We start from the raw sequence: 25,640 nt of genomic DNA, 5'->3' as shown, positions 1-25,640 counted from the left end.
TTTTATTTTACTCGGATGAATAAAGCGTGTATGTGCTAAACGAGATTTGGAGTATGCGTTTTGTGTTTAAGTGCGTGCAAATTCTTTAGTGTTGTATTCGCTATCTCAGTCAGAGCTTCTTGTGTAAAGAACCCTTGATGTCCCGTTATTAGCACATTTGGAAAGCTACTAAGCCTTACAAAGGTATCATCCTGGATGATCTCTTCACTGCGGTCTTTGAAAAAAAGCTCCGATTCCTGTTCGTATACATCCAGCCCTAAATACCCGATTTTATTTGATTTGAGCGCAGCAATACATGCGCGTGTGTCAATTATCGCACCGCGACTGGTGTTAATTACCATAACGCCTTGCTTCATTTTTCCAAATGCTTGAGCATCAAGTAAGTGATGTGTGGTATCGGTTAGGGGGCAGTGCAGGGATATGATATCGCTCTGCTGCAAAAGCATATCGAGTGACACTTGTGTATAAGAGCCTTCGCCTATATTGGGGTCATAAACAAGTGTGTGTGCGCCAAAGCCATTTAAGATAGATACCAAGGCCTGACCAATTTTACCACAGCCAATTAGCCCAACAGTTTTGTTGTGGATGTTAAAGCCTAATAATCCATTGAGGTCAAAATTCTCTTCTCTGATCCGGTTATATGCTTTATGTGTTTTTCTCGCTAAGGTGAGTATAAGCGCCATGCAATGCTCTGCAACCGCTTCAGGGCTGTATGAGGGCACTCGTACAACTTGCAGGCCCAATGCATGCGCTGACTCAATGTCTACATTATTGTAGCCGGCACACCTCAGTGCGATGTATTTAATACCGAGCTCAGCTAATTCAGCGAGTACACAAGCATTGAGGTCATCATTGACAAACACGCATACTGCGTCACAACCAGACGCCAAGTAAACGGTATCTCTGTTTAGGTTATGTTCGAAATACGCAAACTCTATATCAATGAAATTTTTAATTGCTTGAGAGAAGAATGCGTTTTCATATTTTTGCGAACTGAAAAGTGCTACTTTCATCTTGCAACTGACCCTCGATGATCTGCTTTAAAGATTCTGGCTTTGTACGCGGTGCATAGCGTGACAAAAGCTCGCCATTATTACCGATTAAAAATTTAGTGTAGTTCCATTTTATTGCTCGGTTTTGAGCAATTCCCCGTGTATGTGATTTTAGGTAATTAAATAAAGGGTGTGCATCAGGGCCGTTGACCAATGTTTTTTCAGCAACTTTAAAACTTAAACTAAAATGTGATTGATAAAACTCACGAAGCATTTCATTTTCTAGCGGCTCGTTTTTACCAAATTGATTGCATGGAAATGCAATTATCTCTAAGCCTTGTTTATTATACTTACGATACATTTTTTCAAGGGCGGTGAGCTGTGGCGTAAAACTGCATTTACTGGCGATGTTGACAATGATAACGGGCCTATTTTGAAATGACCTAAGTGAAACTGTCTCACCGGTAAGTAACTTAACACTGTATCTGTAAATATTATCCATGCTGCAAAGTTCCGTGCATATAACGAGTTGTATTTATAATTTTCATGTGGAGTTGTTATGTAGTCCACTGACTGCCAATGAGGTGTAATCCCCTCCATTGTTCAAGCATAGCAGTCATTTTGGTCAATTTTATGTCAAGGGAATTTAAATTTAACCAAACGTACACAAATGATAGGTGAAGCAGGGCTTTAGAGAGAAGTGCCACGAGTGTGGCACAAAAAAGAAAAGTCTAAACAAGGCGCTTTAATAAGCTGGAGGTATCCCAGCGATTACCGCCCATCTTTTGAACATCCGCGTAGAACTGATCTACCAACGCGGTCACAGGCAAAGTGGAGCCATTCTTTTTTGCCTCATCAAGGGCAATAGACAGATCTTTTCGCATCCAGTCTACCGCAAACCCGTGTTCGTAATGGTCATCTAACATGCTTTTATGGCGGTTTTCCATCTGCCAGCTTCCAGCAGCACCTTTGGAGATTACTTCAATGACGGCTTCGCAGTCTATGTTGGCATTTTGACCAAACTGTAGTGCTTCTGCGAGACCTTGTACAACACCTGCGATACAAATCTGATTCATCATTTTTGCTATTTGACCTGAACCGACATCGCCGAGCAATTTAGAAAAGCGAGCGTAAGCGGCCATTACAGGCTCAACGGCCTTGTAGATGTCTGCTTTACCACCACACATAATGGTAAGCTGTCCGTTAACTGCGCCAGCTTCCCCGCCAGATACTGGTGCATCAACAAAGCCAATCTGCTTAGCTTCGCAGGCTTTGAACAATTCTCTGGCTACATCTGCGGAAGCTGTTGTGTGATCAACTAGTGTAGTATTTGCGCGCATAGATTGAAGAACGCCATCAGTTCCAGTGGTTACTTCTCTGAGGTCATCGTCATTACCAACGCAAATAAATACGATATCCGCATTCGCAGCTGCTAAAGCTGGGGTTGTAGCAAGTTGACCGGAATAAGTCTCCATCCAAGTTTGTGCTTTGCTCGTAGTGCGGTTGTATACAGTGACGTTATAGCCTTGATTTGCTAGGTGACCAGCCATTGGAAATCCCATTACACCAAGGCCAATAAAAGCTATATTTTTGTTATTTGATGTCATATTTAACAATCCAGTTGTGACAAGTGACTCGATTGTAACTTAAGTGGGGGAGTTTTGGCTGAATATTTTGCATGATAATGAACTGTTTTCATGCATTTATTTTGAAAGGTTTATAACAGAGTAACTTGGTGTCCAAGCTACTCTGTACTGTGCAATTAAACTTTAGAAGTAGTTAAGTTTTCTTCAAGGTCTTTTGCTGCGTTAGGGTCGTTAAACACATCATGATTTAACTCACCTTCAGATTTTGCGACGACACAAGTAACCATACAGTCACCAGTAACGTTAACAGCTGTACGGGTCATATCGAGTAGCCTATCAACACCCATGATAATAGCGATCCCTTCGACAGGAAGACCAACCTGGTTTAACACCATTGCAAGCATGATCAAGCCAACACCTGGTACACCGGCTGTGCCCACAGAAGCCAACGTGGCTGTTAAAATCACCATTAGGTAGTCGCTAAGAGTTAAGTCAACAGCAAATACCTGAGCGATAAAGACGGTAGCAACACCTTGCATAATGGCTGTACCATCCATATTGATTGTTGCACCTAAAGGTACCGTAAAAGAGGCGACGGTATTGTTTGCGCCTAACTTTTTGGTCGCGGTTTCAAGTGTGACAGGCATCGTTGCACTAGAGCTAGAAGTACTGAATGCAAACATGCAAGCATCTTTCATTTTAGTTAAGAAGGTCACAGGGTTAAGGCCTGTAAGCACTTTAAGTAAAATGGTGTAGTTTACTAAAGCGTGGAAAAACAGTGCCGCTACTACAACTAAAAAGTATTTTCCAAGCTCAACGATTAAACCCATTTTAATATCGGTAAACAGTTTTGCCATTAAACAGAACACACCATATGGCGCTAAGTTCATTAATAGAGTAACTAATTTTAAAATTACCGTATTTAAATCATCAAAAACAGCCGCGATTCGTTTGCCAGGCTCTCCACTTAATGCCATAGCAATTCCGAATAGCAAAGCAAATACGATAACTTGAAGCATATTGCCACTGGCCATTGCATCGATTGGGTTAGTTGGGAACATACCAATGATAACTTGAGCGAGAGTCGGGGCTTCTTTTGCATCAAAGCTACTTGTTGTTGGCATATCAATTCCTGCACCTGGACTCACCAGCAGAGCAAGAGATATTGCAACTGTGATAGCGATAGCAGTAGTTGTTAAGTATAGCAATATGGACTTACCACCTAAACGACCTAACTTTTTAGGATCACTTAGGCTACAGGTACCACAAACCAGTGATATAAATACCAGCGGAACAACCAGCATTTTCAAACTGGCGATAAAGATTTGGCCACCGACGTGGAAAAGACCATCGACAAAGAAGCCTCTTAATGGAAAGTCGACAAATCCAAGGGGAATTAAGAACTCAGGCTCACCGGCAAGAATTTGTTGGAAAATTATACCCACACCAATACCCGCGATCATGGCTATCATGATACGTGTAGTCAGGCTAAATTTATTATTATCAGTCATTGTTTTGGACACGCCCTAAAACTATTCGTTGTTAAAATCGTTATAGCCTAACAGGATGGTTCAAAATGAACAAAAAAAAATGCCAAGACTACGAAAAAATTGTGATTTTTTATCTTGGTTTGGGTTAACATTGTGCAAATAACTCTAATTTTAAATTGTGCGAGGGAGAACTGCGGATGTTTTCAATGCGTTGGTTTAGCACCATATTTATGATATTCCTTCTAACAGCCTGTGGCGGAGGGGGGTCGATAGAAAAAGACACCTCCGGTGATGGTGGTAATGATACAGATGAATATGCAATTGCATTAAGTCTCAATTCTCAAAGTGGTTCCTCCGAACTCAGCGTTTCCAACCCGATTCAGGTCCAAGCCAAAATTACAAAAGATGGCCAAGCTCAAGCAGATAGGCTTGTTAAATTTGTAGGCGATGAATTTTCCGAATTTAATGGCTCAACGTCTGCGCTCACAAATAGTGAAGGTATTGCAACAGTTGGGATCGTTGCGAATAACAATCAAGGCGCAGGTACCATAACAGCGTCATTTGATGTTAATAGCGAAACACTGACCAAATCAATCGAATATGCGGCAATGGGCGATGGTGGTACTCAAATTGCGCTAGCTATCACTGATGCCAATGGTAATGCAGTCGACACAACCAATAGGCTAGCTGGTGAAAATCCAGCAACAGTTATGGCGACATTAACTAGCAACGGGACGCCCTTAACAGGCCAAATTCTGACCTTCACATTTGATGAACTAATCAGCACGGCAAGTAATGGCAAAATAGTCACAGATGCGAACGGGCAGGCTAGTTTTCAAATTAATGCAACTAGGCAAACTGGTGCAGGGTCAATCGTCGTTACTTATGGTGACATAACTAATAGCACGAACTTCGTTTCAGATGGATACGAATTCTTTGGGCTACAAGTCTATGCCTTATCTGTTGTCGGCTTAGACCAACAGGGCAATGAAACAAATGACTTGTCGTTTTCTTCGCCGATAGCTGTCAGAGCAACCTTAACACTAAACGGTAAACCGCTTGCCAATGAACCTCTTGTGTTTACCGTTAATAAGGCACTGATTGGTTCAGCAACCAATGTCTTGAAAACAGATGAGCAGGGTGTAGTCACCTTCAATCTGATTGACAACAATGAATCCGGCGTTGGACAGTTAAATGTGACCTATGAAACTCCGGGCACTGAAATCGAAGACGTTTCGTCATCTATAAGTTTTGAAAGTGAGGGTGACGGCGGTTTGCAGATGCAGGTGCAAATCACCGATCCTCAGGGTAATGTAATATCTGAACAAAACCCGTTAGATACAGGCAAAAACGGCTCGGTTTCAATTAATTTGTTAGATAACGGTCAGCCACTCTCTGGCGCAATTGTATCTGTTAATGCGGGCACAAAAGGCATTACATTACCATCGGATGGCCGCGTAGAAACAAATAGTAGCGGTCAAGCTACATTGGCACTTATTCCAAACATGGAGTCGGGCGTTGACACGCTAACGGTAACATATACGACTGAAACAGAGACTGTAACCAACACAGTTAATTATCACTCAAATGGAGATGAGTTTTTTGGTCAACAGACGTATGAACTTGCAATTGTCGGTGAGACGGCCGCAGGAGTATCTTCAAATCAATTATCTTTTGCGTCACCGTTGACGGTAAAGGCGACACTTACATTAAACGGTTCGCCTGTATCAGGGCAAAATGTGAACTTTTCGGTTGATGACAAAGGTTTGCTGGCGAGCAGTGTGGTAGAAACTGGCTCTGATGGTATTGCTCCGGTTGTGCTAACTGAAAACAATGTAGACGGTGCGGGTGTAGTCACGGCAACTTATACGACTGAAGATAACCAGGTGATCAGTAAATCTTTCAGCTTTATTAGTGCTGGTGACGGTGGCTTACAGATGGTACTCACTGTTACAGATAAAGAAAACGGCGATCCAATTAGCCAAAGCAATCCGCTCAGTGGTACGACTAAAGGCTCGGTAGAAGTCACGCTTTCCAACAATGGTACATTGGTCAGTAATGCGATTGTCAATGTCTCTACGGGTGGTAAGGCAGCCACTGTACCCTCTGATGGCCAGGCTGCAACTCAGGCAAACGGTAAAGCATCATTAGAGCTGGTTGCTAACAATGAGACTGGCGTTGGGCAACTGTCAGCGACTTATACAGATCCAATGACATCTGAAACCGTGACACAGCAATATATCTACTACACCGAGGGAGATCCTGACTTTGGCGACTCGGCATTTGAGTTATCAATTGTTGCAAGAAATGCGTCTGGTCAAATAACTAATGAGCTGTCTGGTAATTCAGAGCTGACTTTGAGTGCAACGCTGTTACAAAATGGTTCAGCATTTGAAAATCAACAAATTCAATTCACGGTCAACGCGTTTGGGACATTAGACCCGCAATCTGGTTCGGTTTTAACTAATTCTTTGGGTGTTGCTACTATTCAACTTAAAGATAACTCCGTTAAAGGAGCTGGTAGAGTTACAGCGACGTTTACTGCAAGTAACGGGGAAGAAGTATCACGCAACTTCAACTTTAATAGCCAAGGCGATGGTGGCTTATTACTGATTATTGAATCTATCAAGGACGGCAACGGTACTGACATTAGCGAAGGCAACCTGTTGACAAAAGATAATAAAGCGGAAGTCATCGCTGTGCTTACAGAGGACGGCAGCCCCGTTCAAGGTGCTTTAGTGACTTTTACGGTAGATGATGTTGGGACAATGTCTCCGGAAAATGGCAGAGCGGTGACAGATAGCCAAGGTAAAGCTTCAATAGATTTATTTGTTACAACGGTGTCTGGCGTTGGAGAAGTAACGGCGGAATATGAGGGCATCACAACAAACCCAGCAGTGTTTAACTCTAAAGGTGATGCGGTTGTTATTGATGGCAATTATAGTTTTGACATTCGCCTATTAATCAACTGTGCACCTGATTGGGACGCAGTACGCAATGACACTTCCAACCCAGTTGACCCAAGTGATTGTACAGAAGTAACCAGTGTTGATTCCAGTGTAATTCCTGAACTATTTATTGAATTGGGTAAGGTGACCAGCGCCGGTGAGAGTGTAGAGAACCAAATTATCGAAGTTACGACGGATAAAGGACAAGTTCTGCCAAGCTCAGGAAAGGTATTGACGGATGTAAATGGCATTGCAATCTTAAAGCTGCAGCCCGGTGATAGTGACGGCGCTGGCACAATCAGTGTTAGTTTTGACGGAGAAGATGCAAGCGAAAATTTCTCTGTTGGTATACAGCAGCTTTACTTGCAGTTGTCTGCAGATTTACCCGCTTCGACTAACCCAGATCAACCTCTGCCTGAATTAGACTCCGGCGATAGCTTTATCGTGACTGCAAGAGTCTTTACAGATGAAGCTTTAACTAGCTTATATGAACAGCCTGTAGACATTGGCTTTTCGTCTATTTGCGCAAGCCAACAGCCAGCTGGTACATTGGCAACAATTGACAGCCCAGTACGAACTCAAGCTGGAGTAGCAACTTCTACGTATCGCGCCAGTGGCTGTAATGGCAATGACACTATAACAGCGAGTATTTCTGCCGCGGATCCGGTTAACTATGCTTTCTTTGTAAAAACAGCCCCTGTGCAATCATTGAAGTTTATCAGCGCAAGCAACCGCTTTATTGGGCTACCTCCTGCAACCGGCAGTGTGGCTGTTACGTCAACCATTACATTCCAGTTAATTGACACGGATGATATCCCGCTAAGGCAAAAGCAGATTGAATTCAGGTTTGCGGATTTAACGGGTGAGGCAAGCCTAAATACGTATAAAGGTAATACGGATAACGATGGTGAAGCAAAGACCTTGATCGAGGGTGGGGTTGTACCTGGAGGCTTAGTAGTAGAGGCTTGTTACCTTCCTGATGAAACAATCGCACAGGCAGCTCAGACCAACCTGTTTCCAACGTGCTGGCAGTCTAAAATTGATCAATGTACTGCGGACCCAAGTTTAGAGTTTTGCGAACTTCCTGCTGGTATTACAGGCTACACATTAATTCCAGCGAATGACCAGATCAACGCGGTGTCTTCTGGCGTTGTCCTATCGTCAGGTGTTCCTGATCAAGATAGCTTTGATGCGGCACCCGAGACATATATTCTTAACACGCAAAATTATGTTGGTATAACCACGACCATTAATGTGTTCTTTGGTGATCAGTTTAATCAACTTTCAAAAGATGACCTAGTTGCGAATGTTCAAACAGAAGCAGGGGTTGTAGGAAATATAGATGGCTCGGGTGGAGATGAGTCTTATCAATGTTTTGCTGACAAAGGACGTTGTCAGGTCCAGTGGCGATCTCAAGGGGAGTTACCTTTTACCGCGGACAAATGGCGCAATAAGATTAACGACGTGTGTGATACCTATCAAGGACAACCAGTCCCTTGTATTGGAGATTACCCTACCACGGTAACTGAGAATATTGACGGTGTTGATGTAACAAGAACGGTTGTACGTGGTGCTCGTGTTACGGTTCTTGCGACAGCAAAAGGCCAAGAAAACTTTCATGATAAGCCTTCGACAGATACCATTACGCGTAAAAATGGTTTATTCGATATCGGTGAATTTCAGCCACTAAACGACGATTTACCTGAAGCTTTCATTGATTTTAATGGCAATAACCAATTTGACGCTGTAGATTGTGACCCAAGTAATGGGGAAGCAAACGACCCATGTGAACCGACTTTGAGTAATGGTGGTCACAATGAACCTTATTTAGATGCCAACAATAATGGCCGCTACGACGGATTACCTGCTGATCCAACAACTGGTATTTACAATGGTCTCTTATGTGGACAGGCTGCCGAAGAAGCGGGCCAATGTAGTAAAGATCTTGTTGATATTAGGAAGCAGTTTGAAATTGTTGCGTCAAGCGACGTAGTATATGCTCGTTTCGTCGTCAATAAGTCACATATTGGCGGCGTTGGTGAAGCGTGTAGCAATCCAGTCGGTCCAATAGATCCTGAAGATCCTGATTCCGAAGTAGTTACGCTACCTGTCGAAGGTCTATTTGGACTTGAGGATACTGAAAACGCTAATTATTGCGATATAAATCGTATAATGATAGGGGACTTCAATGGTGATGGTGAAAATGAAACTGCGCAGGTGATGGTAGAGATATATTACTCTGATCTGTACGGTAACACGTTACCAGAAGGCACCACGGTGAGTATCTCGACTCAAAACGGCTCAATAACCGTACAGGAGTTAACTGGTACTATATATGCCAGTGGTGGTTTTGATCGTGGTAAAGCTGTCGTTTTAGTCACGCCTGAAAATGCAGCCAATAATTTAAGTTCTGGAAACTTAATAGTGACATTCACGATTCCAGATCCAAATAACCCTGGTGAAACTATAGTCAGAACCAAAACACTGACGATTCAAGATAATGGTTAAAATTTCGTAGTCAAAGGGCCTTTTTTAAGGCCCTTTTTTATTAACGCTTGAATTTCCTCACATATCCGCTATATTCGCCTCTTTAACGAGTCACAAAGATGTGATTGAGTAAAAATGAAGCAATAATTGCTTAATTAATCACTGTTCAGATAAAAGTTAGAATGAAAAGCTTGTAACAATAGGTGTTTGTGGATATACCTATAAATAATAACGCCCAAGAGGGCACAACAGACAAAATTAGTCAAAATAGGCAAATATGGGCAAATCGCTAGTAATCGTAGAGTCTCCCGCAAAGGCCAAAACTATTAATAAGTATTTGGGAAAAGACTACATTGTGAAATCCAGTGTAGGTCATGTTCGTGATCTACCAACGTCAGGAGCGGGTAAAACCAAAGGGGTTGCTACCAAGTCTCCGGCTGAAGTACGTAAAATGTCACCAGAAGAGAAGGCGGCATATCGCAAACAAAAGGACTACGCTAATTTAGTTGCAAGAATGGGTATTGACCCAGAGAAGGGCTGGGAGCCTCACTATGAAGTGTTGCCTGGCAAGGAAAAAGTTGTTCAAGAGCTTACAAAGCTTGCGCAAGATGCAGACCATATCTATCTCGCAACCGATTTGGATAGAGAAGGGGAAGCAATTGCTTGGCACCTTGAAGAGATAATCGGTGGTGATGCGTCAAAGTATAAGCGAGTGGTATTTAATGAGATAACCAAAAACGCAATTACACAAGCATTTGAGGCGCCGGGTCAGCTCAATACTGATATGGTGTATGCGCAACAAGCTCGCCGCTTTCTAGACCGAGTTGTAGGATTTATGGTTTCACCTTTGCTGTGGCAAAAAGTCGCGCGAGGGTTATCAGCTGGTCGAGTTCAATCGGTTGCTGTGCGTTTGCTGGTTGAGCGAGAAAGAGAAATTAAAGCGTTTATCCCTGAAGAATTTTGGGATATTCATGCCGATACAAAACTGGCAGCAAGCGATGTTCGTTTTGCTGTGACTAAGTATCAAGGTCAAGCGTTTAAGCCCGTTAATGAGCAAGAAGCATTAAAAGCAGTTGCGGATATTGAAAGCGCAAGTCTTTCTGTTGTTAAAGTTGAAGAGAAGCCAAGTAAGAGTAAGCCGAGTGCACCTTTTATTACTTCGACCATGCAGCAGGCTGCGAGTACCAGATTAGGTTACGGCGTAAAGAAAACCATGATGTTGGCGCAACGTTTGTATGAAGCTGGTTACATAACTTATATGCGTACTGACTCAACAAACTTGTCAAATGATGCCGTTGAAATGTGTCGCGAATATATTCAAGGGAACTTTGGTGACAAGTATTTACCAAAAGCACCTATAAAATATAGTGCTAAGGGAAATGCACAGGAAGCGCACGAAGCAATTCGACCGTCTGATGTAAATGTATTATCAGGACATGTCGAGGGCGTTGACGCGGATGCTAAGAAGTTATACGAACTTATTTGGCGACAGTTTGTTGCTTGTCAAATGACTCCTGCTGAGTATGACCTGACCAATATCACTCTTGGTGCAAACGACTACACCCTAAAAGCACGTGGACGTGTATTGAGGTTTGATGGTTGGACTAAAGTACAACCAGCAGTGCGCAAAAAGAACGAAGAAGAGCAAGCATTGCCTGCTGTGGCCGTAGGTGACAACGTTGACTTAGTGAGTCTAGATCCTAAACAGCACTTCACTAAGCCACCGGCTAGATACAGTGAAGCAAGCTTAGTTAAAGAATTGGAAAAGAGAGGGATCGGACGTCCGTCTACTTACGCGGCAATTATCTCAACAATACAAGAGCGCGGATATGTACGTGTGGAAAACAGACGTTTCTTCGCTGAAAAAATGGGAGAGATAGTTACAGATCGCTTAGTTGAGAACTTTAATGATCTAATGAACTTTGACTTCACAGCAAAAATGGAAGGTCGTTTGGATGACATTGCTGAAGGTGAAAGGGAATGGACTCATGTTCTTGATAAGTTTTATGCGGACTTTTCACAGCAGCTTGAATTGGCAGGTCAAGATGAAGCCGAAGGCGGCATGCGTCAAAATGTGATGGTCGAGACAGACATTGACTGTACAACTTGTGGCAGAAAAATGGGTATTCGTACAGCATCGACTGGTGTGTTCTTAGGTTGTACCGGGTATAGCTTGCCACCTAAAGAACGTTGCACAACAACAATGAATTTGATCTCTGGTGATGAAGCCATTGATGCTGAAGATGTTGAAGATGCTGAAACAGAAAGTTTAAGACAGAAAAAACGCTGCCCAATCTGTGAAACGGCAATGGACTCATACCTGATAGATGAGACACGCAAGATCCATGTGTGTGGTAATAACCCTGCATGTGGTGGTTATGTTGTTGAGCAGGGAACATTCAAGATAAAAGGTTATGATGGACCTGTTATTGAGTGTGACAAATGCGGCGCTGATATGCAGCTCAAGTCAGGGCGATTTGGTAAGTACTTTGGCTGTACAAAAGAAGATTGTAAAAATACGCGTAAACTACTGAAAAGTGGTGAGCCAGCGCCACCAAAAGAAGATCCAGTTCCGCTACCTGAATTGGAATGTGAAAAGTCGGAAGCACACTTCGTCCTGAGAGACGGTGCATCGGGCATTTTCTTGGCGGCGCATACATTCCCTAAATCGAGGGAAACTCGTGCGCCAAAAGTGGCAGAGTTGAAGAGATTTAGAGATCGAATTTCTCCTAAGTTTTATTATCTTGCGGATGCGCCAGAGCAGGATAACGACGGGAACTTAGCGGTAGTTAGGTACTCTCGAAAAACGAAGACTCAATATGTCATGACAGAAGTTGAAGGAAAAGCCACAGGCTGGAAAGCAACTTTTGTTGATGGTAAGTGGGTTGAAGAAGAGAAAAAACGTAAGAAATAACTAAAAGGCCAGCATTTGCTGGCCTTTTTATTGGACAGATGTTTTCAAAGTAACGTCAATCAAATAAACCTGCCGACGGGCAAATATCACAGTCATGCTGAATTGATGATTGCTCACTCTATGCATCTAAATTAGAAACGTGAACAGTTGACTTGCCACAATCGGCCCTCTATTCTAACGCCCTCTGTATTAATCGACTAATACAAAAAATATCAACAACGAATCTAAAAACAGGTGTTGATTTACATAAGGAAAACAGTAATGAATAAGTACGGCAGCCACTTTGTTAAGCTGTTTAGTTCTGGCTTAGCGACTCTTGCCATTGCCTGTTCTGGGATAGCCACTGCGCAACAAAATACACCTCTTGAAGCGTGTTATGTTGAAGGGCTTCAAGACCGATTAATGTGTGGCTCGGTTAGCCAACCGTTGTCAAAGAATTCGCCTTCGGAAAAAGTGGAAATTCATTTCGCCGTGATCCCGGCGATAAAACAATTGCACCCAAAAGAGGCTGTATTAGCATTCGCTGGTGGTCCTGGACAATCAGCGATTGAAGTGGCGGCAATATTTGCACGTAACTTAAAGTATGCAAGAGAGAACAGAGACATTATCCTTGTGGACCAGCGTGGAACAGGAAAATCTCAACTTTTACAATGTGACAGTGGCAGTATAAAAGAGCAATTTGCATTCGACGATCAAGCCCTGTCGTTTATTACTTTTACGCAAGAAGAAACCAATAAGTGCAAAGCGCAACTACAAGTCGACTTATCAAACTTTACAACCGTAGCCGCCGCCAGCGATTTTGAAGCTGTGAGAATCGCGCTTGGGTATGACAAATTACACCTGTATGGTGCATCTTATGGTACTCGCATAGCACAAGAGTATTTGCGTCAATACCCAGAGTCGGTCGCCAGTGCAACACTTGACGGTGTCGTACCTATGCAGCAAAGTTTAGTTGCGATCGGCGACGCTATTGATGGTGCGCTAAATGAAGTGTTTTTGGATTGCATGGCTGACAATGCGTGTTTAAAACAGTATCCAACGCTGGCCAATGACTATGCAGAGCTTATCGCGTCGCTTAAAGATAAACCGATTACTGTAAAAGTCAGGCATCCTCGCACCTTTGAAGAGATCAAACTTGTAATCACCGAAAGTAAACTGCGAGGCGCGGTAAGAATGGCTCTATATAGCCATACTACACGTTCATTGATCCCGCTGGTAATAGACTCGGCTAAGCGTGAAAACTATAGCCCACTGGCTGGATTACTTGGCAATGAAACAACATTAGGTGGCATTGCAATGGGTATGCACAGCGCTATCACATGTGGTGAAGACTGGCCAAACCTGACCGAACCCGACCGAGTTCAATATAGCCAATCCTATTTTGGTAAAATGATGATTGAGTCGCTAGATGCCATCTGCCCAATATGGCAAGTAGAGCCAGTGGATGAGTCATTTTATAAACCAGTAAAAACAGATTTACCTATTTTACTTCTCTCTGGTGGGCTAGACCCCGCAACTCCACCAAGCTGGGCAGAGCTTGCCATGGTTAACTTGTCCAATGCAAAACACCTCGTAGCGCCATCTGCAACTCATGGCGTTGCGGCACAAACCTGTGCCAACAAAGTGATAGGGCAATTCATTAATACCTTGACGTTTTCTGAGCTGACTACTGATTGTTTAGATAAAGACAACCGAAAGCAGTACTTCATGAATATTAATGGCCCAGTTGCCAACCAGAGTAAAGGGAAAACTAATGATTGAAGTAACTGACTTAGAGAAAAAGATTGGCACGGTGCAAGCTCTGGATAAACTAAGTTTTCGCGCTGATGATGGCAAAATAACAGGGCTTTTGGGTCCCAATGGGGCAGGCAAAACCACATGCTTGCGAACTGTATTTGGCCTTCTTCAAGCCGATAGCGGGTTTGCCAAGATAGACAATATTGATGTGGCGGCCGAACCTATGCGTGCCAAGCAACAGCTAGGCTTATTCCCTGACCCGTGTGGCTTGTACGAGCGTTTAACCCCTAGAGAGTATGTCCAATTTTTCGCAGAGCTTAGTGGGATGGAAAAGCAAGATGCGATCACAGCTACAAATAATGTACTTGAAAAACTTCAAATGGAAGATATTGCTGATCGCAAGTGTCAAGGCTTCTCACAGGGGCAGCGTATGAAAACTGCGCTGGCCCAGGCCATTGTTCATCAGCCGACAAATATTATTCTCGATGAGCCTACCCGTGGGCTCGATGTGATGAGTACACGCATTTTGCGAGACTTGTTACTTATGCTCAAAGAGCAGGGACATTGCGTCTTGTTTTCTAGTCATGTGATGCAAGAAGTTGCAGCATTGTGCGACCATGTTGTTGTTATGGTCAGCGGAAAAGTGGTTGCCGAAGGCTCTCCACAAGCATTATGTCAACAGACTCAAAAAGAAACACTGGAAGAAGCTTTTATTGCATTAATAGGATCAGATGAAGGGCTTGCAGCATGATGAAACTCGTTCAAGTTCTGTATAAAAAAGAAATGCTGGATGCTAGTCGAGATAAACGCTCGGTAATGGCAGGTCTTTATTACGCGATTGGTGCGCCCATCGTGATGTGCTTGTTGTTTACTATATTATTGAAACAATTGAGCTCTCCAGAAGCACTCGAAATTACGATAGAGAACTCAGATGCTGCCCCTAGTCTTGTAAGCTATTTAGAAGCTTATGATATTAGTCATGGCCAAGAAGGCAATACAAAAGCGATTACACTCATCATAGATGAAGACTATGAGCTAGATATGTCTGAAGGTCGCAGTGCGCGTGTAACGATCGTTGCCGACAAATCTGATAACAAACTGATTAAGTCAGTTCGTCGGTTAGAAGCAGCACTTGCTCGATATAATTCTGAGGTAGCAGGACTTAGGTTGATTAGCCGAGGCATTGACCCAAGTATTATGCGTGCAATCAATGTACAAACCCATGATCAGGCAACGCCAGATTCAAAAGGGGGTATGTTTTTAGGTATTGCAACTCTGTCTATAATCATTGCGCTATTCTATTCTGCGATGAACTTAGCCATTGACACCAGTGCAGGTGAACGAGAGCGGAATTCATTGGCGCTCCTATTAAGCCACCCATTGAGTAGCACGCAAATAGTGTTAGCAAAAGTGGCTGCCATCGCCAGTTATTCGATGATAGGATTGGTTTTAGTCTTGATTGTTTCCAAGTTCGCATATGGCATGGTGCCATGGGAGCAGCTTGGTTTTAGCATCAATTTAGACGTTATGTTTATACTATTTTGCACTCTTATAGGGTTACCTATTGCCTTGATGTCGGCGAGTCTACTTGTGTTTGTCTCCTTTATGGCAAAGTCGTTTAAAGAGGCTCAGTCTTACGTTGCTTTTGTGTTATTTGTACCCATCGGTTTGAGTATGATGACAACCTATGATATCGCGACCGACTATGTACAATGGATCCCCATTGCAGCGCAGCAGTACGCCATGATTGAGGTTATCAAGGGTAATGAACTCCCTCTGATGCAAGTGATATTATCGTCTTTTGGCACATTGGCCTTGTTTGCTATTTTCACTATGTTGAGCAGCAAAATGTTGAAGAGTGAAAAGGTTGTATTTGGCCTTTAATTAATATTGTTCTAAATGGGTTGAGCAAGCTTCAGTGCTCAACCCACTGTATATCAGCACGAACAGTTTTAGTTTTGAACTCAATCTACAACACCTGACGATGTGCCACAGATAACCAAGGTACAATGACTTGGAATGAGGTAATCACCACTTACTTTAAATGTATTTAAGTGCCCTAGTTTTTGTTGCTGTTTTAACGTGGTGGCAGTGCGTTTTGTAGCGTAATTATTGTGCTCACGATACAATAGTGTAAGCCTAATTTATTTGCTCTGCGACAATAATTCATGCATGCCCTGTATGTAGCTATAAAAGCTAAAGTGCGCACACAACGCGGTTTCTACCAGACTTTTTAGCTTGATAAAGCGCAACGTCGAGTTTGCTGTAAATTTTGTCTAGGCTTTGAGGTGAGTTTTGGTAATAGTAACTCGAAAAGCTTGCGGTTATGTTGATTTCCTCTCCAGACTCTGTATCTATTGGTGTGTTGCTAAGTTGAACTCTGAATTGCTCAATAATATCCACACAACTTGAACGCGCCAAGTTTGGAAGGAACAGCATAAACTCCTCTCCGCCAAAACGAGATAAAAGTGCGCTGCTTCCGAAAAATTCTTTTGCCAGCAATGCTGTTTGTTTTAATGCACGATCTCCTGTTGGGTGTCCGTAAACATCATTGACTTGTTTAAAGTGATCTAAGTCGAATAATACAAGGCAGTGTTGTTTGCCGATCGCCGGCAAGTTTGTACGCGACACCACAGATAAAAATGCGCTGCGAGTCAAAGCGCCGGTTAGGTTGTCGTGTTGCGCTCGGTATTTGTGTTTTGAGTATCCGCGCAGACTAATGAATAGAAGTAGCAGCGAGAACAAAATTATTATTGCTTGGAATTGTTGTCGCTCCTCTAACTGGGAGATCTGGTCCAACTGCAAATTATTATGCTTTTCTAAGCGAATATTTTCTAGCTGTTGTGCTGTCACTTCAAGTTCTGACTCGAGTGCAATCATCGCTTGCATCGTTCTTTGGCTATTAAATTGTTCTTTTTCAGTAATGAGTTGGTTTTGCAATGTATAGGCTTGTTCGTAGTTTGATTGCTGTGCATATAAGTCTGACAACAGTTCTAGACTTTGAATAAGGTGCGTTTTGTCACTGGCATTTCGAGATAGATCTTTAGCCTGAGTGGCTTGCTGAACTGCTTTCTCTATTTGGCCAAGTGCACGCATATTTTCTGCTGCCTGTAGTCTTATATCAGTGATTAGATTAATGTTATTCGACACGCTAATTTTTGACAGGGCGAGATCTAAGGCTTGTGTTGCGAGTTCTGTTTTCGCCGTGTTGGTATAAACTTTGGCTTTTTGAACAAGTGCGTAGGCTTGGCGATAGGCGTTATCAGACTGTACGTAGTATTGATATGCTTTATCTAACCATTGCAATGAGAGGTCATAATTTCCCGCTTTGTTGGCAACAATCCCTAAATTGAGCATGGCCAATGCAACTTTAAATTGGTTTTTTTGTGCTTTTCGTAGCATCAGTGCCTTTTCCAAATACTTTGTGGCATCGTTATAATTTCCAATTTCTAGATACGTGAGAGCCAGGTTATTGTAATAGGGGGCTTTATTTCCTTCATATTTTGAGTTGGCAATAACTTGTTGATACATCTCAATTGCTAAAGCATGGTCCCCTAAAAAGTTAGCGTTCAACGCCTTCGCATTTTGTAAAGCGTTTAAGCCCCAAAATGGTTTTTTCAGCACGCTGGCATTGCGCTCAACCTCTTGGATATGATGGTCTAATTGAATGTAGTTCGCTAATGTGATTTTTGCATTGATATAAAAGAGCTCGACAGTAGCAGTGAGTGCAGGGTCCTCCATGGTGTACGCGCGTGTTATAGCCAGCTTAAAAGCCTGCATTGTTTGCTCGTATTCATTATTATGTGAACTTATTAGGGCCATAACCAGATGTTGCAAAATAACGTCGTACTCACTGTTGCTATACTCAATTAGCGTGTTTAAGGTTGATCCTTGCTTAAGCGCTAATGCCGTTCGAGTCAGTGTTGCGCCGATATAGACACGTTTTGCACTGGGCTGTGTAATGTTGACTTGCTCTACTAAATAATCAAATGCAGTACGAGTATCTTGTGCACGAAGTATATCGTAGGTTTGTTGCCAAGAACTTTGTGTTGAGCTGTAAACCGGGGAGACACCAAATAATAATAGTGATAATGCTAGAGCAACATAAAAACGCAAAGAGATAGCCTTTGGGAGTAAATAATTGCGAATAATAACATAATAGTTTGGCGCTTTTACAGCCATTAAGGTGTTATGATTTGTAATCGAGGATCTACAGAAACAAAAAATGCCAGTGTTACTGGCATTTTTTATGTTTGAAAATTAAGCGAGGTCTTCCTGTGTATCGGTATGATCTCGTTTATGATGTGTCGCTATCTCATTGGCAAGTTCTTGTTTTGATCGATTTTCTGTTAATTTCCTGGTGGTTAGCCAATAAAAAAACAGGGGAACAAAAAACACTGCTAAGAAGGTTGCGGCCATCATGCCACCCATAACGCCTGTGCCTACACTATGTCGCGCACCAGCTCCCGCTCCTGAACTTAACACTAGAGGTACAACGCCTAAGATGAAGGCCATTGAAGTCATAATGATAGGACGGAATCGTAGCCGCGCCGCTTCGAGAGCCGCTGCACTCGCACTCCAACCTTGCTGATGTTTCATCAAGGCGTATTCAACGATCAGGATGGCATTTTTACTCGCAAGACCTAGCAGGGTAACTAGACCAATCTGGAAATAGACATCATTCGTTAATCCTGCAACCCAAATTGAAACCAGTGCACCAAAGGTACCAAACGGCAGTGCAAGTAGCACAGAAATAGGCAGAGACCAACGCTCATAAAGTGCCGCCAATATTAAAAATACCATGACAACGGCAAGCCCTAACGCAAGCCCTGTAGTGCCAGAACTACGCTTTTCTTGGAAAGCAGATGCTGTCCACTCGAAGGTCATGTCAGGTGGCAGCACTTCTGCTGCGATGCGTTCAATTTCTGCTATTGCTTGCCCCGAGCTGTATCCCGGTGCTGCGTTACCCATCAGCTTTACCGCTGATAAGTTGTTGTAGCGGTGTAAGCTTTCAGGCCCTCTAGAAAATTCAATGTCGGTGAAGGCAGAAATTGGAACCATATCACCTTGGTTATTCTTAACGTAAATGCGGCCAACATCTTGTGGCGTCATTCTAAATTGCGCTTCAGCGGACATAATGACCTGCCATGAGCGACCAAACTTATTGAAGTCATTGACGTAATAGTTACCTAGGTTTGCAGCAAGCGCATTAAAGGCAGAGTTGATATTGACGCCCATTGCACGTGCTTGCTCTCTATCCATATGAACTTTGAGCTGTGGAGCATCGGCTCGCCAAAGTGTTTGTAAGCCGCCTAAAATAGGGCTTTGTTGAGCGGCATTCATCATTAACTGCATGCCTTGCTTCAGCTTCTCAGGATCCGCACCAGTTTTATTTTGCAAGTAGAACTCAAACCCGCCAGTACTACCCAAACCAAATATAGCAGGGGGGTTAAACGCTAGTACCAGTGCTTCTTTGATGTGCGCGGTTTTCATAAATAGCTCGCCAACCAGAGATTTAGTGTCTACCTCACGTTCATCCCAATGTTTTTGAGTGATGAAAAGTGTTGCTGCGTTATTTTTGTAACCACCGCCTAAGAAGTCAAAGCCAGTAAAAGCAACAACATTTTCATTTGCCGGGTTTGACTGTGCAGCTTCTATAACTTGTTTTGTGACTTCAGTGGTCCTTTCTAAAGAAGTACCATCAGGTAAAAAGACGGCACTGATATAAAACCCTTGATCTTCGTCAGGAACGAGAGAACCTGGCGTTTTTTGCCACATAAACAGAGTCGCTCCTACCATAGCAGACATCAATAAGAAGCCGAGGGCACCACGACGGATCATGAAGCTGACCGACCCAACATATTTACCTGTCATACGAGTGAACCAATCATTAAACCACAAAAAGAATCGGGCAGTTTGTTTGTGCTCGTGTTTTAGGATAAGTACGCAAAGTGCTGGAGTCATCGTCAAGGCAACAACACCTGATAAACTGACTGAAATTGAAATTGTAATCGCAAATTGTCTAAAGAGCTCGCCTGTTAACCCACCAAGAAACGCGATTGGGATAAATACTGAACACAGTACCAGTACGATAGCAACAACTGGACCACTGACTTCTTCCATAGCTTTATAGGCTGCTTCTCTTGCGCTGACGTGTTGCTCATGCATGATCCGTTCAACGTTTTCCAATACCACTATGGCATCATCGACGACGATACCAATTGATAACACCATGCCGAACAAGGTTAAGGTATTGATTGAGTACCCGAGCATATATAGGCCAGCAAATGTACCAAGTAGTGATACAGGCACTGCCAGTGTTGGGATTAAAGTTGCACGCCAGTTTTGCAAAAACAGATAAACCACGAGGAAAACAAGCACCATTGCTTCACCCAGTGTGATTAACACTTCGCGAATAGACACCTCAACAAAGCGCGTAGTGTCATAAGAGTTAATATGTGAGAGCCCTTGTGGAAACTGGGTTTTGAGTGATTCAATTTCCGCCTCAACCTCTTTCGCGACATCTAGGGCATTTGCGCCCGGTTGTAAGAAGATACCGAGCAGTACTGCATCTTTGCCATTGATGGTACCGTTGAAGTTGTAATCTTTTGATCCAAGTTCAACACGTGCAATATCCTTTAATCGTAATGTTGAACCGTCAGTGTTAGCTCGGATGATAATATTGTCGAATTCTTCAGGGGTTGAGAGCCGCCCTTGTGCAGTGACACTGTATACCAGTTCTTGTGGGCTCGCTGAAGTGGGTGTTGCGCCAATGCTACCCGCCGCATATTGTGAGTTTTGTTCACGAATAGCACTAGTTACTTCTTCTACTGTAACTTTCAGCTGACTCATGATGTCTGGTCTTAGCCAAACCCGCATTGCATAATCACGCGCGCCAAATATCTGCACATTTGTGGTGCCAGGGATACGCTTAATATTATCCAATATATTCATAGTGACGTAGTTGGATGTCCACAAGCTCGAACGGCTATTGTCAGGCGAGTAAAAAGCATGAACTTGTAAGAAGCTTGATGAACCTTTAGCAACGACAACACCTTGACGACGAGTTTCTTCAGGCAATCGGGCTTCGACTTGCTTAACTCGGTTATTCACATCAACTGCGGCTTGGTCCACGTCAGTGCCAATTTCAAATGTCACCGTAATCGTCGTTGCACCAGCGCTACTGCTGATCGACTCCATATACATCATGCCCTCAACGCCAGTGATCGCATTTTCTATAGGTGCAGCTACCGTTTGCTCTAAGACATCGGCAGAAGCACCTGGATATACGGCAGTGACTTGTACTTGTGGCGGAGAGATCTCAGGGTACTGTGCAACGGGCAGGGTACGCATAGCTGCAAGGCCCGCAAGCACAATAACGATTGAAATCACAAAGGCAAAAATAGGCCTATCTATAAAGTATTTTGAAAACATAGGGCTTACTCTCCTTCAGCCGCTATATTTACAGGCATGCCCGGAAAGAAAATTCGAGCCATACCTTCGACAATGACTGGCTGATCTGGTTGAAGGCCTGAACGAATAATCCACATGTTTTGGCCATTCAAATTCACCCATTCTCCAACTTCTACAGGGGCAGGAAGTGCTACTTTCATCCCTTGCTCATTGTCAGCGGCCACATACACGAATTTACCAGTACCATTGTCCAATACGGCTCTTTGAGGGACGACAATCGCTTGATTTCGGACTGCTCCACTGAGTTGCACACGAACAAACTGGCCTGGACGCAGCTCACCATTGGGGTTGGCAATTCTGGCTTGAAGCTCTGAGGTGCCTGTGAAACGGTTTACTCGGACATCAGAAAAATTTACTTTGCCTTGCTGAGAGTAAATTGAACCGTCTTGCAAAATGATGGTCGCGTCAAACTCGTTGTTGTTTGGTAAGGTCAGTTTGCCAAGCTCAACATCCTTACGCATAGCGAGCTGTTCTCGTTCTGAAAAACCGAAGCGTGCACGCATTGTGCTGGTGTCAGTTAATTCCGTGAGTAATACGGTTGGACCTGAAATATAGCTGCCTTGAGATTCTCTTTCTCGACCAATAATACCTGATACCGGCGCTTTGACTTGAGCGTAATCTAAGTCAAGCTTTGCTTCATTGAGAGCAACAGTTGCGGATTCTAGGTTTGCCAAAGAAATATCGTAAGCTGATACAGCATTGTCGAAGTCTCGTTTCGACACTGAGCGTTCATCTTTCAGTCTTTCCAATCTGTTTTTCTCTCGCTTTGCTTGGGCAACATTGGCTTCTGCTGCGTGCAAATCTGCTTGCGCTTTTTCTAACTCAAGTTCGAATGGTTTAAGTTCAATGGTAAAGAGTGAGTGGCCCGCCTTTACATATTGGCCTTCGTCAAAGTTTCTTGACTCAATAAGCCCGGGTACCCTTGCGCGGATCTCTACTTCTTTATCGCCCAGAAGAGTTGCTGGCAATTCGATGTTAAATGGTACACTTTGCGTTGAAACGTGTGTAACACTGACATTAGCAGGTTGCATACCAAAACCGGCCTGTTGCTGTGGTGCTTCCGAGCAAGCACTTAATGTACCTGCGGCAAATAGTGCCAAAGAGAGGTGTTTAACTTTGCTTTTGAATGATGCTGGATACATGAACACTCCAAATCCTATTTAATATCGTGCTTTCTAAACCGCTGCATTAAATCAATAATAACAGTTTAGCTTACTGCCTTGTATAAAATATTCCACTGGAAAAAAATAGCGGTCACTTTGTCATGTCATACCTTTCTCACACCAAAGCTAAGGTTATAAACTCGACAATTATACAAGTAAACGCTAGTGTATACTTATTTGAAATGAAGGTAAACGGATCCGTGTACTTTTTTGGATTAAATATAAACGCTGTCGTATACTTTTTATTGTCCCTATTTTTAGTTAAACTTATGTTAATTATCAAAAGAGAGAAAGATTGATGACGCAATTGTCAGCCAAGCAGCAAGCAATACTGGGTGCTGCGATAGATCAGTTTGCGCTTATGGGCTTGCAAGCAACAACTATGGAGGCGATTTGCCAAAAAGCGGAAGTATCAAAACGGACTTTATATAAACATTACCCCAACAAAGAAGCTTTGTTTGATGCGGTGGTTATTTTACTTATTGAGAGAATTGAGCCTCTAACAGCAATTCAATTTATTCCAAATTATGACTTTGAAGTGCAACTAAAACATCTTGCATCAAGTGTAGTTGGCTTACTCTGTGACCCCGATTATATAAGACTTTCTCGAATTGTGATGATTGAATCAATGCGCAGTGAGGCTCAGGCTAAGCGTCTTAACGAAAAATTTAGCCATTGTGAACATTCTATGGTGGTGTGGTTTGAAGAAGCGTCATTGGCTGGGTGTTTAGGAGACCATGATGCACACTTTGCAGCTGCTTTTTTCTGGGGTGGCTTAAAAAGGCTTACCTTTTGGGAGATGGCAATTCGATGGCAACCACCAGTTGATGAGCAGCAACTTGCAGCCTTTATTGAGCAGGCGTGTAAGTTGTTTTGTGGGGGAGTTAATCCACGCCAATAAAACCGCCCGTTTGATGAGCCCAAAGTTTTGCATAGATACCATTTTTTGCCAGCAACTCTCGATGAGAACCTTGCTCGACGATGACGCCTTGCTCTAGCACAATTAGTCGGTCCATTTGCGCTATGGTCGATAGCCGATGCGCGATGGCAATAACGGTTTTTTGTTGCATAAGCTCATCTAAGCTGGCCTGAATGGCATGCTCTGATTCGGAATCCAAGGCTGAAGTAGCTTCGTCGAGAATTAGTATCGGAGCGTCTTTTAACAGCACTCTAGCAATTGCTATGCGCTGCCGTTGACCACCAGAGAGTTTGACGCCGCGCTCTCCAACTTGTGCTTCTAAGCCTTGATTCCCGTGGCTATCTTCGAGATCCTTGATAAAAGTATCGGCTTGGGCTTTAGAAATGGCTTGCTTTAGCTCTTGCTCAGTTGCGTCTGGTCTGCCGTACAAAACGTTATCTCTAATACTGCGATGCAACAGAGCAGTATCTTGTGTCACCATCGCAATTTGCTTTCTTAAACTTTCCTGGGTTATATCATTGATATTTTGCCCATCTATAGAAATAGCCCCATTTTGAATATCGTAAAACCGCAACAGCAGGTTTACCAGCGTCGACTTACCAGAGCCAGAGCGCCCAACAATGCCTATTTTCTCACCGCTTTTAATCTTCAATGAAAGAGATGAGAAGACATTGTTAGGTAAATTCTCATCATATCGCTTGTAAGCAAAAGTTACGTTGTCAAAGCTGATGGCGCCAGCGGTCACGATAAGCTCGTTCGAATTTGGACTATCAGTTACCTCAACAGGTCGTGACAAGGTGTTCATACCGTCGACTACTGTGCCGATATTTTCAAATAAGCTGCTAATTTCCCACATGATCCATTGAGACATACCATTAAGTCTTAGGGATAGACTAATTGCAATGGCAATCTCGCCAGCGGAAATAACATTTTTCGACCAAAGGTATAAAGAGAGTGCAGCAATGGTGAAAACTAATAAATAGTTCAAAGCTTGAATACAGACATTGAGACTGGTTACTAGGCGCATTTGGCGGTAAACCGGTTGCATGAACACATCCATGCTGCTTTTAGCATAGTGTTCCTCACGGCGAGTGTAAGAAAAAAGTTTTACAGTTGAGATATTGGTATAGCTATCAACAATACGTCCGGTCATTTCAGAGCGGGCATTGGCTTGTTCCGCAGCGACTTGCTTGAGACGTGGTAAAAAATAAAACTGTAATCCGACATAAAGCAGTAACCAAACAAAAAGCGGCAATAATAAATTGAGGTCGCTACTGCCTATCAGCACCAATGTGGCACCAAAATACACCACGATGTATACCAATACGTCTAGCAACTTCATTACGGCTTCTCTAATGGCCAATGAGGTCTGCATGAGCTTAGCTGCGATTCTGCCTGCGTAGTCGTCTTGATAGAACGACATACTCTGTTTTAATAAATAGCGATGCGCAAGCCACCTAATAGACATGGGGTAGTTACCGAGTAAGCTCTGATGCAAAAATGCACTATGCACAAATACCAAAATTGGGATACCAATGACGGTTATTCCAGCCATCGCAATCAAAGCCTCACTTTTGTTGCTCAAAAGTTGGGATGGACTCATGGTTTGCATCCAATCTACCAGCGTTCCCATAAAGCTGAATAACACGACTTCTAACGTCGCCAGCGATGCAGCACATATAGACATAATGATAAGTGGGTATTCCATACCTCGGCTGTAATGACGACAGAAGGCATAGAGCGAATTGGGAGGTTGATCCGCATTGCGATTTGGAAATGGGTTAGTAATTTTTTCAAACAACTTATACATCAAATGTCCTTATAAATGCCCAAGTGTCTTATTAACCATATATAAGATTACGGACATTGACAGAAATTAATGTCTTTAAGTGTATTTTAAAAAAAGAGAAGTGTGTAAATGGGGGAGTAAG

The 25,640-nt window shown here is 43.1% G+C and carries 14 protein-coding genes; 6 read left to right on the top strand and 8 right to left on the bottom strand.

All coding sequences use genetic code 11. The features are described from left to right. Positions 1-35: 35 nt before the first annotated feature. From J8M00_RS20105 to J8M00_RS20090, 4 genes are all read right to left on the bottom strand, one after another. Complete coding sequence (locus tag J8M00_RS20105) at positions 36-1,013, bottom strand: 2-hydroxyacid dehydrogenase (RefSeq protein ID WP_211012279.1); 978 nt, start codon at positions 1,011-1,013, stop codon at positions 36-38. Next, positions 979-1,494, bottom strand: coding sequence for a glutathione peroxidase (locus J8M00_RS20100; protein WP_211012278.1), 516 nt, complete (start codon positions 1,492-1,494; stop codon positions 979-981). Before J8M00_RS20100 ends, J8M00_RS20105 begins: the two co-directional genes overlap by 35 nt. 229 nt (positions 1,495-1,723) lie before the next feature. Continuing rightward, positions 1,724-2,599, bottom strand: coding sequence for an NAD(P)-dependent oxidoreductase (locus J8M00_RS20095; RefSeq protein ID WP_211012277.1), 876 nt, complete (start codon positions 2,597-2,599; stop codon positions 1,724-1,726). A gap of 155 nt (positions 2,600-2,754) precedes the next feature. Beyond that, on the bottom strand, positions 2,755-4,089 hold the full coding sequence (locus J8M00_RS20090; protein WP_211012276.1) for a dicarboxylate/amino acid:cation symporter: 1,335 nt from the start codon (positions 4,087-4,089) through the stop codon (positions 2,755-2,757). Positions 4,090-4,274: 185 nt separating this feature from the next. Between J8M00_RS20090 and J8M00_RS20085 the strand changes: the two genes are divergently transcribed. The 5 genes from J8M00_RS20085 to J8M00_RS20065 all read left to right on the top strand — a co-directional run bounded on the left by J8M00_RS20085 (position 4,275) and on the right by J8M00_RS20065 (position 16,038). Continuing rightward, positions 4,275-9,524, top strand: a complete 5,250-nt coding sequence (locus J8M00_RS20085; protein WP_211012275.1) for a beta strand repeat-containing protein — start codon at positions 4,275-4,277, stop codon at positions 9,522-9,524. 256 nt (positions 9,525-9,780) lie between these two features. After that, the gene (gene topA / locus J8M00_RS20080; protein WP_211012274.1) at positions 9,781-12,417 is read left to right on the top strand and encodes a type I DNA topoisomerase; all 2,637 of its coding nucleotides are present in this window, start codon (positions 9,781-9,783) and stop codon (positions 12,415-12,417) included. 261 nt (positions 12,418-12,678) lie between these two features. Continuing rightward, entirely contained in the window at positions 12,679-14,178 is a 1,500-nt protein-coding gene (locus J8M00_RS20075) for an alpha/beta hydrolase (protein WP_211012273.1), read from the top strand. After that, positions 14,171-14,905 (top strand): ABC transporter ATP-binding protein, encoded by a 735-nt coding sequence (locus tag J8M00_RS20070; protein WP_211012272.1) that lies wholly within the window; start codon positions 14,171-14,173, stop codon positions 14,903-14,905. The genes J8M00_RS20075 and J8M00_RS20070 overlap by 8 nt, the downstream gene beginning before the upstream one ends. Then, positions 14,902-16,038, top strand: coding sequence for an ABC transporter permease (locus J8M00_RS20065; RefSeq protein ID WP_211012271.1), 1,137 nt, complete (start codon positions 14,902-14,904; stop codon positions 16,036-16,038). Before J8M00_RS20070 ends, J8M00_RS20065 begins: the two co-directional genes overlap by 4 nt. Positions 16,039-16,350: 312 nt before the next feature. Here the strand turns inward: J8M00_RS20065 and J8M00_RS20060 are convergent, their stop codons facing one another. The 3 genes from J8M00_RS20060 to J8M00_RS20050 all read right to left on the bottom strand — a co-directional run bounded on the left by J8M00_RS20060 (position 16,351) and on the right by J8M00_RS20050 (position 22,769). After that, positions 16,351-18,270, bottom strand: coding sequence for a tetratricopeptide repeat-containing diguanylate cyclase (locus tag J8M00_RS20060; protein ID WP_211012270.1), 1,920 nt, complete (start codon positions 18,268-18,270; stop codon positions 16,351-16,353). A gap of 144 nt (positions 18,271-18,414) precedes the next feature. Next, the gene (locus J8M00_RS20055; protein ID WP_211012269.1) at positions 18,415-21,588 is read right to left on the bottom strand and encodes an efflux RND transporter permease subunit; all 3,174 of its coding nucleotides are present in this window, start codon (positions 21,586-21,588) and stop codon (positions 18,415-18,417) included. A gap of 5 nt (positions 21,589-21,593) precedes the next feature. Then, complete coding sequence (locus J8M00_RS20050; RefSeq protein WP_211012268.1) at positions 21,594-22,769, bottom strand: efflux RND transporter periplasmic adaptor subunit; 1,176 nt, start codon at positions 22,767-22,769, stop codon at positions 21,594-21,596. 319 nt (positions 22,770-23,088) lie between these two features. On the opposite strand from J8M00_RS20050, the gene J8M00_RS20045 reads away from it, so the two are divergent. Further along, positions 23,089-23,691 carry a TetR/AcrR family transcriptional regulator gene (locus tag J8M00_RS20045; RefSeq protein ID WP_211012267.1) on the top strand — a complete coding sequence of 201 codons (603 nt, stop codon included), beginning with the start codon at positions 23,089-23,091 and terminating at the stop codon, positions 23,689-23,691. Here J8M00_RS20045 and J8M00_RS20040 read toward each other — a convergent pair. Then, the gene (locus J8M00_RS20040) at positions 23,675-25,519 is read right to left on the bottom strand and encodes an ABC transporter ATP-binding protein (RefSeq protein WP_211012266.1); all 1,845 of its coding nucleotides are present in this window, start codon (positions 25,517-25,519) and stop codon (positions 23,675-23,677) included. The two genes, J8M00_RS20045 and J8M00_RS20040, sit on opposite strands and share 17 nt — an antisense overlap. Positions 25,520-25,640 lie beyond the last annotated feature (121 nt).

It is taken from the genome of Pseudoalteromonas luteoviolacea (assembly GCF_018100925.1).
GTDB classification, from domain to species: Bacteria; Pseudomonadota; Gammaproteobacteria; order Enterobacterales; family Alteromonadaceae; genus Pseudoalteromonas; species Pseudoalteromonas obscura.
Note: the sequence above shows the minus strand (reverse complement) of the source record. Positions and strands in the feature narration are given on the sequence as shown.